Source organism: Oceanicola sp. S124 (assembly GCF_000220565.1).
In the GTDB taxonomy this organism is placed as follows: Bacteria; Pseudomonadota; Alphaproteobacteria; order Rhodobacterales; family Rhodobacteraceae; genus Pseudooceanicola.
This window is the reverse complement of record NZ_AFPM01000002.1, coordinates 1-13,107: the sequence shown is the minus strand read 5'-3', so window position 1 is coordinate 13,107 and position 13,107 is coordinate 1. Positions and strand designations below refer to the sequence as shown.

Annotated in this window: 12 protein-coding genes, 1 tRNA gene and 1 pseudogene; 9 read left to right on the top strand and 5 right to left on the bottom strand. The window is 67.4% G+C overall.

The genetic code is table 11. The features are described 5' to 3' along the window. From OS124_RS0100155 to OS124_RS0100135, 5 genes and pseudogenes are all read right to left on the bottom strand, one after another. A pseudogene (locus tag OS124_RS0100155) lies at positions 1-491 on the bottom strand (murein hydrolase activator EnvC family protein); the annotation flags it as partial. Further along, positions 488-2,017 carry a 2,3-bisphosphoglycerate-independent phosphoglycerate mutase gene (gene gpmI / locus OS124_RS0100150; protein ID WP_010137207.1) on the bottom strand — a complete coding sequence of 510 codons (1,530 nt, stop codon included), beginning with the start codon at positions 2,015-2,017 and terminating at the stop codon, positions 488-490. The gene gpmI and the pseudogene OS124_RS0100155, both read right to left, overlap by 4 nt. A 329-nt stretch (positions 2,018-2,346) precedes the next feature. Then, positions 2,347-2,817, bottom strand: a complete 471-nt coding sequence (rlmH, locus tag OS124_RS0100145; protein ID WP_010137206.1) for a 23S rRNA (pseudouridine(1915)-N(3))-methyltransferase RlmH — start codon at positions 2,815-2,817, stop codon at positions 2,347-2,349. Positions 2,818-2,836: 19 nt separating this feature from the next. Continuing rightward, on the bottom strand, positions 2,837-3,199 hold the full coding sequence (gene rsfS / locus OS124_RS0100140; RefSeq protein ID WP_010137205.1) for a ribosome silencing factor: 363 nt from the start codon (positions 3,197-3,199) through the stop codon (positions 2,837-2,839). Positions 3,200-3,401: 202 nt separating this feature from the next. Next, a complete protein-coding gene (locus OS124_RS0100135; protein ID WP_010137204.1) occupies positions 3,402-4,073 on the bottom strand; it encodes an FAD-binding oxidoreductase in 672 nt (223 codons plus the stop codon). A 73-nt stretch (positions 4,074-4,146) separates the two neighbouring features. Here OS124_RS0100135 and OS124_RS27720 point away from each other — a divergent pair, with 73 nt between their 5' ends. From OS124_RS27720 to OS124_RS0100090, 9 genes are all read left to right on the top strand, one after another. Next, positions 4,147-4,266 carry an isopropylmalate isomerase gene (locus OS124_RS27720; RefSeq protein WP_193372559.1) on the top strand — a complete coding sequence of 40 codons (120 nt, stop codon included), beginning with the start codon at positions 4,147-4,149 and terminating at the stop codon, positions 4,264-4,266. Between the two features lie 77 nt (positions 4,267-4,343). Continuing rightward, a complete protein-coding gene (gene leuC, locus OS124_RS0100125; RefSeq protein ID WP_010137203.1) occupies positions 4,344-5,765 on the top strand; it encodes a 3-isopropylmalate dehydratase large subunit in 1,422 nt (473 codons plus the stop codon). A gap of 12 nt (positions 5,766-5,777) precedes the next feature. Continuing rightward, the gene (leuD, locus tag OS124_RS0100120; RefSeq protein WP_010137202.1) at positions 5,778-6,383 is read left to right on the top strand and encodes a 3-isopropylmalate dehydratase small subunit; all 606 of its coding nucleotides are present in this window, start codon (positions 5,778-5,780) and stop codon (positions 6,381-6,383) included. Positions 6,384-6,527: 144 nt separating this feature from the next. Next, the gene (locus tag OS124_RS0100115; RefSeq protein WP_010137201.1) at positions 6,528-7,046 is read left to right on the top strand and encodes an HdeD family acid-resistance protein; all 519 of its coding nucleotides are present in this window, start codon (positions 6,528-6,530) and stop codon (positions 7,044-7,046) included. 275 nt (positions 7,047-7,321) lie between these two features. After that, positions 7,322-8,161, top strand: coding sequence for a hypothetical protein (locus OS124_RS0100110; protein ID WP_010137200.1), 840 nt, complete (start codon positions 7,322-7,324; stop codon positions 8,159-8,161). An 11-nt stretch (positions 8,162-8,172) separates the two neighbouring features. Next, positions 8,173-9,183: an endonuclease/exonuclease/phosphatase family protein gene (locus OS124_RS0100105; protein WP_010137198.1), complete on the top strand. Its 1,011-nt coding sequence runs from the start codon at positions 8,173-8,175 to the stop codon at positions 9,181-9,183. 718 nt (positions 9,184-9,901) lie between these two features. After that, positions 9,902-11,005 (top strand): 3-isopropylmalate dehydrogenase, encoded by a 1,104-nt coding sequence (gene leuB / locus OS124_RS0100100; RefSeq protein ID WP_010137196.1) that lies wholly within the window; start codon positions 9,902-9,904, stop codon positions 11,003-11,005. A 104-nt stretch (positions 11,006-11,109) separates the two neighbouring features. Next, the gene (locus OS124_RS0100095; protein ID WP_010137195.1) at positions 11,110-12,093 is read left to right on the top strand and encodes a DMT family transporter; all 984 of its coding nucleotides are present in this window, start codon (positions 11,110-11,112) and stop codon (positions 12,091-12,093) included. Positions 12,094-12,171: 78 nt separating this feature from the next. Further along, positions 12,172-12,248: transfer RNA gene (locus OS124_RS0100090), tRNA-Pro, on the top strand. Positions 12,249-13,107 lie beyond the last annotated feature (859 nt).

The following is a 13,107-nucleotide window of genomic DNA, read 5'->3' as shown; positions in this document are numbered from 1 at the left end:
AGCTGATCCGCCGCCGCCTCCTGCAGGGCGCGCATCTCGCGCGCTTCGGACAGCTGCGCGCGCAGCTCTTCGGTGCGGGCGGTCAGGGCGGGGGCGGCCTCGGCCATCAGCATGCCCGAGCGCGCGGTGCCGATCGGCCCGTCCGGGTGCAGCATCAGCACCGGCGCCGGTTCGCGCGACAGCGTCTGCAGGGTGCCCAGCAGGGCCGCGATCTCGTCCCGCTGCGCCTCGAAGCGCGCGCGGATGCGTGCTTCGCGCAGCGAGGCGGCGCGCAGGCTCTCGCGCAGGGCGGCCAGACCCTTCTCGTAGGCGTCGATGGTGGCGGTCAGCGCCGCGACCCGGTCCGAGGCCCGTTCGGCCCCCTCCAGCCGGTCATGGGCCCTCTCGAGGTCCGCCGCCGCCGCCCGGGCCAGGTCGGCCGCATCCTGCGCGCCCGCGGGGACGGCCAGCCAGATCAGCGCAGCAGAGGCGAGGCGGCAGAGGGCCTTCACTGGATGAGGCTCTCGCCGGTCATCTCGGCGGGCTTCTCGAGTCCCATGAGTTGCAGCAGTGTCGGGGCAAGGTCGGCCAGCCGCCCGTCGCGCAGGCTGACGCCCTCGGGGCCGTTGAACAGCGCCACGGGAACAAGGTTCGTCGTATGCGCCGTATGCGGCCCGCCGGTGACCGGATCGACCATGGTTTCGCAATTGCCGTGATCGGCGGTCACGATCATCGCGCCGCCGACTTTCTCCAGCGCCGCCACGACGCGGGCCAGGCCCCGGTCCACGGCCTCGCAGGCCTTGATCGCCGCCTCGAGGTCGCCGGTATGCCCGACCATGTCGGGGTTGGCATAATTGGTGACGATCAGGTCGAAGCCGCGCTCGATCGCCTCGACGAAAGTGTCGGTGACCTCGACCGAGGACATCTCGGGCTGCAGGTCATAGGTGGCAACCTTGGGCGACTTCGGCATGAAACGCTCTTCGCCCGGCTTGACCGCCTCGACCCCGCCATCGAGGAAGAAGGTCACATGGGGGTATTTCTCGGTCTCGGCGAGGCGGAACTGGGTCTTGCCCTGCGCGGCCACCCAGGCGCCCAGCGTGTTGACGATCTCGCGCTTGGGGAAACAGGTGGTCATGTAGGCGTTGTGGCCTTCGGAGTATTCGACCATGCCGAGAAGCGCCGCCAGCTCGGGGCGCGGGCCGGTGTCGAAATCGGCGAATCCGGGCTCGCCGATGGCGCGCAGGATCTCGCGCGCCCGGTCGGCACGGAAGTTGAGGCAGAAGAAGCCGTCGCCGTCCTGCACGCCCGCGTCGTCGCCGATGACGGTCGGCAGGACGAATTCGTCTGTCTTGTCAGCAGCGTAGCTGGCCTCGACAGCTTCGGCGGCCGAGGCGGCGCCCTCGCCCTCGCCCTCGCCCTTGCCCTGCATCATGGCGAAATAGGCGAGGCTGACGCGCTCCCAGCGGTTGTCGCGGTCCATGGCGTAGTAGCGGCCCGAGACGGTGACGATCCGCGCGCCCTCGGCCAGGCCGGCCTCGAGCTCGGCAAGGTAGGTCAGGGCGGATTTCGGCGCCACGTCGCGGCCATCGGTGACCGCATGCAGGGCAACCGGCACCCCGGCCCCGGCGATGGTGTTCACGGCGGCCAGGATATGGCTCAGTGAGCCATGCACGCCGCCGTCCGAGACCAGGCCCATGACATGTGCCGTGCCGCCGGTTTTCTTCAGCTGGGCGATCATCTCGTTTATAGCCTCGTTCTTCGCGAAGGAGCCATCCTCGATCGCCAGGTCGATCTGGCCGAGGTCCATGGCGACGATTCGTCCTGCGCCGATATTGGTGTGGCCGACCTCGGAGTTGCCCATCTGGCCCCTGGGCAGACCCACATCGGGGCCGAAGGTCACCAGGGTCGCATGGGGGCAGGTCGCCATGATCCGGTCGAAGGTCGGCGTCTCGGCAAGGGCCGGCGCATTGGCCTCGCGCTCTTCGCGCAGCCCCCAGCCATCGAGGATGCAAAGGACGACGGGTTTCGGGATGGACATCGGATTCTCCTGCCTGGGCCTCATGCCTGTGCCCCGGTTCTAGACCCTTCGCGGGCAGGGGGAAACCTCTGCTGCAGCCGGGAGGCGAGGGGACGCCTTCGGCGGGAGGGGAGGGGGCTCTGCCCCCCTGCCGCCTGCGGCGTCATTCCCCCCGGAGTACTTCTCGCCTGGTGATGACAGCAGGACGGTGCCCGGCCGGGCGGCCTACTTTCCAGCCGGGGGCGTGGCACGCTCTTGGTGGAGAAGGAGGGGGCTCAAACGCCCTGCTCCATGCGCATCACCAGGCCTGAAATACTCCTGCCGGAGGCAGGCGACTGTGCCGCCCGGCGCTAGACCCGATGATAGGGAGATCCGGCGAGGATCGTGGTCGCGCGGTAGAGCTGTTCGGCCAGCATGACCCGGGCCAGCATATGCGGCCAGACCATCTTGCCGAAAGAGATCGACAGGTCGGCGCGGGCGCGCAAGCTGGGATCGATCCCGTCGGCGCCGCCGATGACGAAGGCCGCGTCGCGGATCCCGTCGTCGCGCCAGCGGGCCAGCTGGTCGGCCAGTTGCGGCGAGGTCAGCAGCTTGCCGCGCTCGTCAAGGCAGACAAGCGCCGCGCCATCTGGGATCATGCGGGAGAGAAGCTCGGCCTCTTCGGCCATGCCGCCGCCGCGCTTCGCCTCGCCCTCGGCAACCGCGCAGGGCCCGAGGCCAAGGGCGCGGCCGGTCTTGCCGGCGCGATCAAGGTAGTCATCCAGAAGCGCCTTCTCCGGCCCCTTGCGGAGCCGGCCCATGGCGCAGATATGCAGTTTCATCGCCGGTCGTCAACCCGGTTCAGGAGACCGTGGTCTTCTGGCCCGGCTGCATCCACATCTTCTCGATCTGGTAGAATTCGCGCACTTCGGGGCGGAAGACGTGGACGATCACGTCGCCCGTGTCGATCAGCACCCAGTCGCCGGCTTCCTTGCCTTCGACCTTGGCGGTGCGGCCGGTGGCCTCCTTCAGGCGCTCGACCAGCTTCTCGGCCAGCGCACCGACCTGTCGCGACGAGCGGCCGGAACAGACGACCATGTAGTCGCCAATGGAGGACTTGCCGGCGAGGTCGATCTGCACGATCTCTTCCGCCTTGTCGTCTTCCAGCGATTGCAGGATGAGGGCGAGCTGGTCGTCCACGCTCAGCTCTTGAGGGGCGGCCATCACCTGGGCCCCTTCAGACGCGGAAAGATCCGCTGTTGCGTCAAGTGACAGGACATGGTCCTCCCTGGAAGCGCACCGACACTGCCCCGGTGCTGGGCATGTTCCGAAGGTAACAGCCGCGGCGCCGAATTTCAATGAAACCCGGCCCGCCGTGGCCGTAACGGCACGACAGGACCGGGCAGGTATCGCGGATCGCGGCGGCTTACCAGCCTTCTTCGGTATGGATCATGTCCCTGGACGCGCCGAGATCCTGCAGCGCGCTGCGGATGTCGTCGACGAAGCCCTGGGGACCGCAGAGGTAGAAACGTCCCGAGACGTCCTCGATCCGGCCTTTCAGCCAGCCCCTGTCTATCCGGGCCTTCTCGACCCCGGGCGCCGCTTCGTCGGTAACAGTGAAATGGGACGTCAGGCCGGGCAGTGCCGAAAGCTCGTCATGCAGGATGATGTCCGCGGCGGTCTTGTTGGTGTAGATCAGCCGGCACCCACCCAGACGCCGACTTGCGGCGCGGGCCCGCAGGATGGCGAGAAACGGCGTGATCCCCGCCCCCGCGGCGATGAAGGTGCCGGGCCCGCGATCCGAGAGCGCCCCGAAGGGTGCCTCGATCGCGACCATCTCGCCGGCCCGCAGGGTCGGAAGCTGATCGGTGACCCCCTCGTGGTCCGGGTAGGACTTGATGACGAACTCGAGGTGATCGGCATCGGGCAGCGAGGTGAAGGTGAAGGGCCGGCCCTTCTCGCGCCAGCCCTCGCGCTGGATGGCAAGCTCGGTCGCATGGCCGGGGGTGAAGCTGAACCCCTCGGGCCGGGTGAAGGTATAGGCATGGGTGTCGGGCGTCAGGCGCCTGCGGTCCTTCAGTGTCAGAAGGTCTGTCATCTGGGTCTCCTTTGCCATGACAACGGTCAGGCCCGCCCAGGAGTTCCTGCGCCGCAGGATGCGCCGAGGCTTGATGAAAGCCGCAGACCGGCGTATCTGGGCGATCATGACGCAGATTTTCGACATGGATGACCGCGCGCGCCTGCCCTGGCGCTTCTTCGGCGCGACGCTGACGATCCTGGCCCAGCTATGAGGCCGGGCGCGCCCGCCTGAGCTGCGGCGCGCGCTTCCCATCTTGCGAATTTCCACGAACATCAAGGGAGAGGACCCATGTCCCCCAAGACACTCTATGACAAGATCTGGGACGCCCATGTCGTCCACCAGGCCGAGGATGGCACCTGCCTGCTCTACATCGACCGGCACCTGGTGCACGAGGTGACCTCGCCGCAGGCCTTCGAGGGTCTGCGCATGTCGGGCCGCAAGGTGCGTGCCCCCGAGCGCACCATCGCCGTGCCGGATCACAACGTGCCCACCACCGAGGGGCGCGACAACCCCGAGACCATGCCGGAAGACAGCCGCATCCAGGTGGCCGCGCTGGACAAGAACGCGCGTGACTTCGGCGTCAATTACTACCCCGTCTCGGACATCCGTCAGGGCATCGTGCATATCGTCGGCCCCGAGAACGGCTGGACCCTGCCCGGCATGACCGTGGTCTGCGGCGACAGCCACACCGCGACTCACGGCGCCTTCGGCGCGCTGGCCCATGGCATCGGCACCTCGGAAGTGGAACACGTGCTGGCCACCCAGACGCTGATCCAGTCCAAGTCGAAGAACATGAAGGTCGAGATCACCGGCAAGCTGGCCCCGGGCGTCACCGCCAAGGACGTCGTGCTGACCATCATCGGCCACACCGGCACCGGTGGCGGCACCGGCTACGTGATCGAATATTGTGGCGAGGCCATCCGCTCGCTTTCCATGGAAGGCCGGATGACGATCTGCAACATGGCCATCGAGGGCGGCGCCCGCGCCGGCCTGATCGCGCCCGACCAGACCACCTTCGACTACGTGAAGGGCCGCACCCACGCGCCGAAGGGCGCCCAGTTCGAGGCTGCCCTCGACTGGTGGAAGACGCTCTATTCCGACGATGACGCCCATTGGGACAAGGTCGTGACCATTCGCGGCGAGGACATCGCCCCGACCGTCACCTGGGGCACCTCGCCCGAGGACGCCCTGCCGGTGACCGCCGAGGTCCCCGCCCCCGAAAGCTTCAAGGGCGGCAAGGTCGAGGCGGCCAGGCGCTCGCTCGACTACATGGGCCTGACCCCGGGCCAGAAGCTGACCGACATCGAGATCGACACGGTCTTCATCGGCTCCTGCACCAACGGCCGGATCGAGGATCTGCGCGCCGCCGCCGAAGTGCTGAAGGGCCGCAAGGTCAAGGAAGGCATGCGGGCGATGATCGTGCCGGGCTCGGGCCTGGTCCGTGCCCAGGCCGAGGAAGAAGGCCTGGCCGAGATCTTCAAGGAAGCCGGTTTCGAATGGCGCCTTGCGGGCTGCTCGATGTGCCTGGCGATGAACCCCGACCAGCTGGCCCCGGGCGAGCGTTGCGCTGCGACCTCGAACCGGAACTTCGAGGGCCGTCAGGGCCGCGGCGGCCGGACCCACCTGATGAGCCCCGCGATGGCCGCCGCCGCCGCGATCACCGGCCGCATCACCGACATCCGCGAGTTCACCGCGGCAGAAGCCGTCTGAGGAGCCAGCCAAATGGAAAAGTTCGAAAAGTTCTCGGGCGTTGCGGCGCCGATGCCGCTGGTCAACATCGACACCGACATGATCATCCCGAAGCAGTACCTGAAGACGATCAAGCGCTCGGGCCTGGGCGTCAGCGCCTTCGCCGAGATGCGCTATGACGACGAGGGCAACGAGATCCCCGATTTCGTGCTGAACAAGCCGGCCTACCGCGACAGCCAGATCATCGTCGCCGGTGACAACTTCGGCTGCGGCTCGTCGCGCGAACACGCCCCCTGGGCGCTGGCGGACTTCGGCATCAAGGTGGTCATCTCGACCTCCTTCGCCGACATCTTCTACAACAACTGCTTCAAGAACGGCATGCTGCCGATCGTCATGCCGCAAGAGGTCGTGGACGTGCTGATGCAGGACGCCGAGAAGGGCCAGAACGCCCGCATCGAGGTGGACCTGGAAGCCCAGACCGTCACCACCTCGGAAGGCGAAAGCTTCACCTTCGAGCTGGATCCCTTCCGCAAGCACTGCCTGCTGGAAGGTCTCGACGACATCGGCCTGACCCTCGAGAAGGCGACCGCGATCGACACCTTCGAGGGCCAGATTGCCCAGTCCCGCCCCTGGGTCTGATTGGTAACAGGCTGACAATAAAGACAAGGGGGCCTACGGGCCCCTTTTCGACTTCCTCCTCCTGCGCTACATCCAGGGTATGTGTAACCCGTACAGGCGGACCGTTCTCGCCGCCCATCGAAGCGCTTCGGGAGGAGGTGCCAGGTGAAACTTTCTACTGCTTTCCTTGGAATCGGGCTGTTCCTGGCCGTCTTCGGTCTGCTCGCGCTCGCCAATCCCTTCGCAGCCTCCATCGCCGTGACGACCTTCGTGGGCATCGTCTTCCTGGGGTCCGGCGTGCTTCAGGCCTGGGTCCTGTTCAAGGCCGGGGACCACCAGGGGCGCGGGCTGAATGCGGTCGTTGCCCTGCTGACCATCGTCGCCGGCGTCTGGCTGCTGGCCAATCCGTTGGCCGGGATGATTTCCCTGTCGCTTCTGCTGGGGGCGGTCTTCCTGGTCATGGGATTGCTTCGGGTGCTGATGTCCCTTGCCACGCGCGGGGCGCCGTTCTTCTGGCTGGTGCTGCTGTCGGGGCTGGCCTCGGTCGTGATCGGCGGCGTCGTGCTCTTTGACCTGGGGGCCTCGACGGGCGCTTTCCTCGGCCTCTTGCTGGGCATACAGCTTCTGGCCGAGGGCATTGGCCTGGTCGCCTTCGGTCTGCTGACCCGGCAGCGCGGCTACTGAGGGGGTGATTCCCTCAACGCGCTGAAGGCAAACGATTTTCCTTTCTTCCGGCCGTTTGACGGCGGACTCAGCATCGCTGAAATGATGCAAGATCGCACCAGTTTGGCCCGCATTTCGCCTCATTATCAGGGTCTTGTGGTGGGGATCCTTGAGTGTGGGGCGAAGGGGCGGCAACATCATGGCAAGAATGAGGCAGACCGCATGACGCGGCATCAAAGGGAAACACGGGCAGACGCAGAACCTCCCGCCCGGGCCAGTTTGAAGGAAGACGAGCTGTGATCGTGAGAATCACGGGCGCGCTGATGCGGGCCATCCTGATTGCGCTGGCCATTGCCACGCCCTCGCTGCTGTTGCCGGATGTCTCGCCCGACGCCGCGCAGATCGTCGTGCTGGTCGCGATGGTTGCCGCGCTTTATACCTTCATCGAGTACTACAGCCAGTTTCCCACCATCATCGAGTTCCGCTTTGCCCCACCGGTGAACCGGCTGCGCTATTTCACCGCCTTCGCGATGATCCTGCTGCTGACGGTCTACCAGTCCGGCCCGGCGCTGGATTCGCCGATCTCGGACCTGTTGCAACGGGTCGGGCAGATGCTTGTGAACGCGGTCGATTTCCCCTATTCGCCGGTGCGCCTGGTCATCCTGGCCCTGCCCGCCGACGCCGGGCCGGCGCTGATCGAGACCGTGCGGGCCGCCGCCGGCATCGCCTATCTGACCTCGCTTTGCGGCCTCGTCGGCTTCGGCATCCTGGTGCGCGTCTACGGCTGGCCGGCGCAATACGGTGCCTTCAACGTCTGGATCAACCTGCCGCTCTTCGACCCGACGGGGGGCGGCGACGTGCTGGCCCGCCTGAAACGCGACTCGGTGGTTAACATCCTGTTAGGCTTCCTCATGCCATTCCTGGCTCCGGTGGTGGTGCGCTTCCTTCTGCCTATGGTGGATCTGCATGCGCTGGCGCTGCCGCAGACCCTGATCTGGACGATGGTGGCATGGGCCTTCCTACCGGCAAACCTGATCATGCGCGGCGTGGCCCTGGCCCGGGTCGCGGCCATGGTCGAGGCCAAGCGCCGCCGCACCTATGCCGCCGCCAAGGCCGAGGGCATCCTGGCCACCTGATCCCCTTCCTGTTGCTGCTGGTCCTCGGCGCCGCTCCGCTGCGGGCCGAGCCGTTGCGGCTGGCCTATTTCGATGCCGAGCTGGCCCGGGATGGCCCGGCGCAGATGCTGCGCGATATCCTCGGCGGCAAGGATCCCCAGGTCGCCGCCGTCGCCCAGGTGATTGCCGCCGTGGCGCCGGACGTGCTGGTGCTGGCCGGCATCGACTGGGACGCCGAGGCCCGCGGCCTGGAGGCCCTGAACCGGGCGCTGGCCGCACCCTATCCGCATCTCTTTAACGCTCCGCCCAATGCAGGACTGCCGACGGGGCTGGATCTCGACGGCAATGGCCGGCTGGGCGAGGCCCGCGATGCCCAGGGCTTCGGGCGCTTCACCGGCGAGGGCGGGCTGGCGGTGCTGTCGCGCCCTCCGCTTGGCGAGGTCCGGGACTTTTCTGCGCTGCTCTGGCGCGATCTTCCCGGCGCACTGATGCCCGAGGGCGATCCCGGTGCCGGGGTGCAGCGGTTGTCCTCGACCGCGCACTGGGTGCTGCCGGTCGAACTGCCGGGCGGCACGCTGCGCCTCGGGATCTTCAAGGCCACGCCGCCGGTCTTCGACGGACCCGAGGACCGCAACGGGCGCCGGAACCATGACGAGATCCGCTTCTGGCAGCATCTGCTGGATGGCGCGCTGGCGGATGGAGCGCTGCCGGGCGGCCTGCCGGCCCCCTTCGTGATCATGGGCGGCGCCAACCTGGACCCCGACCGCAGCGAGGGCCGGCGCGGGGCGATCCGGGCGCTGCTGACGGACCCGAGGCTGCAGGACCCCGCGCCCCGGGGGGGCGACGGGGCGGAGGCGCTGGCGACGGTCGACTGGCCCGCTCCGGGGCCTGGCCGGTTGCGGGTCGACTACATCCTTCCCGCGCGCGGGCTTGTCGTCCTGGGCAGCGGGGTCTTCTGGCCACAGGGAGAAGCGCCGCTGGCCAGGGATGTCGTCGCCGCCAGCCGTCACCGGCTGGTCTGGGTGGACATCGACTGGCCCTGAGAGGCGGGTAGGTGAAGGTGGGTTGCCACCCACCCTACACTGTCCGCGCCCTCCGGGAGGTTCGGGGGAGGTCGCGCCCGGGTGATCCGGAGCAGGCAGCGCGCGAAGTGCCGCGGCCTCGGGAAGGGTCGTGACAGGGCGTGGCTCTGGGTGCAGTGCGGCAGGGGCGCGTCGGCAGGTTGCAGGGACAGGACTTGTGAGGCATGCCTTCCCGGAAGGCTTCCCTTGGGCAGGATTGCTTGGGCAGGCGCACCCGGGTAGGGCTGCGCGGACAGTGGGACGCGGGCACGTCCGCTTGGAGGGCCGCATGAGCAGGGCCGCTTGGTGGGGGCAATTGGATTCGGGTCACTTGGCCAGCGCCAAAACGGCCAGCGCCAAATTGGCCTGTCCAACAGGGCTGGCGCCAACCGGCCAGGGTCACTCGGCCAGCGCCACAGGTGTCGCGCCCGCCCGGCCGGCGCCACTGGGGGCGCACCACCTGCACGAGATCGGGGAAACAGGCACACTCTGGCAGCGCCTCGGCACCATGCCCAATGCGACAGGTCGCTGATGTCGGCGCGGCCCTTATGCCGGGCGGCGCGGGCCGGGCAGGGCAGGGCTGACGCGGGGGGGCCGCCGGGACCGGCCCCGATGTCGCCTGTCCAAACCTTTCATTTCTTGATCTTTCCCCCGGCCCCGGCTACCCGAGAGCGGCAAAGAGATCAGGAAGGACCCCCTCATGAGCAACCCCTCGCTCCTTATCCTCCCCGGTGACGGGATCGGCCCGGAAGTCATGGCCGAAGTGCGCAAGATCATCGACTGGTTCGGCGCCAAGCGGGGCGTTGTCTTCGACGTGTCCGAAGACCTGGTGGGCGGCGCTGCCTACGACAAGCACGGCACGCCGTTGCATGACGACACCATGGCCAAGGCCCAGGAAGTCGACGCGGTCCTGCTGGGCGCCGTCGGCGGCCCCAAGTACGACGTGCTGGACTTCTCGGTGAAGCCCGAGCGCGGGTTGCTGCGCCTGCGCAAGGAAATGGACCTCTACTCCAACCTGCGCCCGGCCCAGTGCTTCGACGCCCTGGCCGACTTCTCGTCGCTGAAGAAGGACGTGGTCGCCGGTCTCGACATCATGATCGTGCGCGAGCTGACCTCGGGCGTCTATTTCGGTGAGCCGCGCGGCATCATCGAGGAGGGCAACGAACGCGTCGGCATCAACACGCAGCGCTACACCGAAAGCGAGATCGAGCGCGCTGCCCGTTCCGCCTTCGAGCTGGCCATGAAGCGGGGCAAGAAGCTCTGCTCGATGGAAAAGGCCAACGTGATGGAATCCGGCATCCTGTGGCGCGAAGTCGTCACCGAGGTCGGCAAGGACTACCCCGAGGTCGAGCTGTCGCACATGTACGCCGACGCCGGCGCCATGCAGCTGACCCGCTGGCCCAAGCAGTTCGACGTCATCGTCACCGACAACCTGTTCGGCGACCTGCTGTCGGATCTCGCCGCGATGCTGACCGGCTCGCTCGGCATGCTGCCCTCGGCCTCGCTGGGCGCCCCGATGGCCAACGGCCGTCCCAAGGCGCTGTACGAGCCGGTGCACGGCTCGGCCCCCGACATCGCCGGCCAGGGCAAGGCCAACCCCTGTGCCTGCATCCTCAGCTTCGCCATGGCGCTGCGCTACTCCTTCGACCTCGGCGACGAGGCGACCCGTCTCGAAAAGGCGGTCGAGAAAGTGCTGGCCGATGGCGTCCGCACCGCCGACCTGCTGAACGAGGAAGGCCGCACCCCGGCCTCGACCTCCGAGATGGGCGATGCGGTTGTCGCGGCCCTCGAGGCCAGCCTGTAAGACACGCCCGTTACCGGTAACCCCGCTTTTGCCGGGGCACCGCTTGCCTTCGACCCTTTCCGCCTCATAGTGGCGGGAAGGGTTTTCTTTTGGAGGTGGGGCAGATGGGATCGACACGCGGGATAGGCTTTGCCCTGGTGGCCTTCGCGATCTTCTCGGGCCATGACGCGATCATCAAGATCCTCGGCGGCAACTACTCGGCCTTCCAGATGGTCTGGCTGACGGTGCTGATGAGCTTCCCGCTGACCTCGGTCATCCTGATCCGTGACGCCCGCCCGGGCACCCTGCGGCCGACGCACCCCTGGTGGATGCTGCTGCGCACGCTGTCCTCGGTCATCGCGGCGGGCTGCGGCTACTATGCCTTCTCGGTGCTGCCGATGGCCGATACCTATGCCATCCTCTTCGCCTCGCCGCTGCTGATCACCGTGCTGTCGATTCCGATCCTGGGAGAGAAGGTGCGGCTGCGCCGCTGGCTGGCGGTGCTGGTCGGGCTGGCCGGGGTCGGCGTGGTGCTGCAACCGGGCAATGCCGCCCTGGGCCCCGGCCATTTCGCGGCCATGGCCGGGGCCGCCTGCGGCGCGCTGTCCTCGGTCATCGTGCGCAAGATCGGCAATGACGAGCGCAACGTCGTGATGCTGATCTACCCGCTGCTGGCCAATTTCGTGCTCATGGGCGCGCTGATGCCCTTCTTCTACAAACCCGTCCCCGCGCTGCACATGGGCGGCTTCTTTGCCATTGCCCTGCTGTCGGTCGTGGCCATGCTGTTCATGATCTCGGCCTATCGCAACAGCGAGGCCGCGCTGGTGGCGCCGATGCAGTATTCCCAGATCCTCTGGGCGACCTTCTACGGCTGGCTGCTGTTTGACGAGTTCCCGGGGATGAACGTCGCAGCCGGTTCGGTGCTGATCATCGGCTCGGGGCTTTACATCGTCATCCGGGAATCGCGGCAGGGCAGCGCCTCGAAGCAGCCGGTGCTGCGCAGCCGCAATCGCACCGGAACGCCGGCGGCCCTGCGGATCGGTCCGTTGATGCGAATGCGGGCCGCCGCCCAGGGCAATCGCCGCCACCCGGTGCATGGCGCGGACTGACACCGACCCGAGGATGCGCCTCGACGCGGATTCGCTCTTGCCAAGGTCCGTCGGGAAGGATAGATCGCCCAGCACGGTCGGAGCGTAGCTCAGCCTGGTAGAGCACTGTCTTCGGGAGGCAGGGGCCGGAGGTTCGAATCCTCTCGCTCCGACCAATATGCAAAAGGCGCCCTCAGGGGCGCCTTTGTCGTTTGCGGGGTAGGGCGCGGGGGGGGGGCCGGGCCTCGTGCCTCCAAGGCCAGGCAGGGCCACTGGACGATCCAAGAGCGGCGAGATGGCCGGCCTGAGGCCGCAGCGTCTGATCTGGATGCCGACGGAAGGACCGGGTCGTGCCACGTGGCCTGCGGCGCGCCCGGTGCAAGAGGCCGCGGCATCCGGGCTCTAACTTGACGCAGACGCGGCGCTGAGTTGGTCTCCCTCTCTCCCTCTCTCCCTCTCTCCCTCTCTCCCTCTCTCCCTCTCTCCCTCTCTCCCTCTCTCCCTCTCTCCCTTCCTTGGTTTGAACTGCTCCGGGTTTGCCGCAGGCTCCAACTCCCGAGGAGGCTTGAGCAACATCAGCAGGACCACGAACGAGCCTGCCCCGGACCTGCGCGGGCGCATCGTGCGTCCGGCCCTCGACTCTGAGGGTCCGCATGGATCGTGCTGGCAGGCGGCCTCGTCGATGTCCGGCGAGATCGGCTGCGCCGCGGGATCGGTCGGGTTCGCTGCGTGCCACGGGACTCGATGGGCGGGATCAGTCAGCGACCATGGTCCGGGACCGTCCATGGGACTTCGAGGCTTGATCGCGCCAGATTCGAGGGTCGTCCCTGCGAGTCGCTCGAGACTCGGGGCGCTGTGCCGAGGGATTCCCGGTGCCCCTGAGGGTAACTCGGTGGATAACCGGCTTGCGGCCCTCTTCAGGGGGGCTGCCGCACCCCCTCCCGGACCGGGCCTGAAGGTCCCCGGAAAGAAATCGCTCGCATAAATCACTGAATTCATGTGTATTTCCAAGATTTTCGCGATCCGCCACAATTT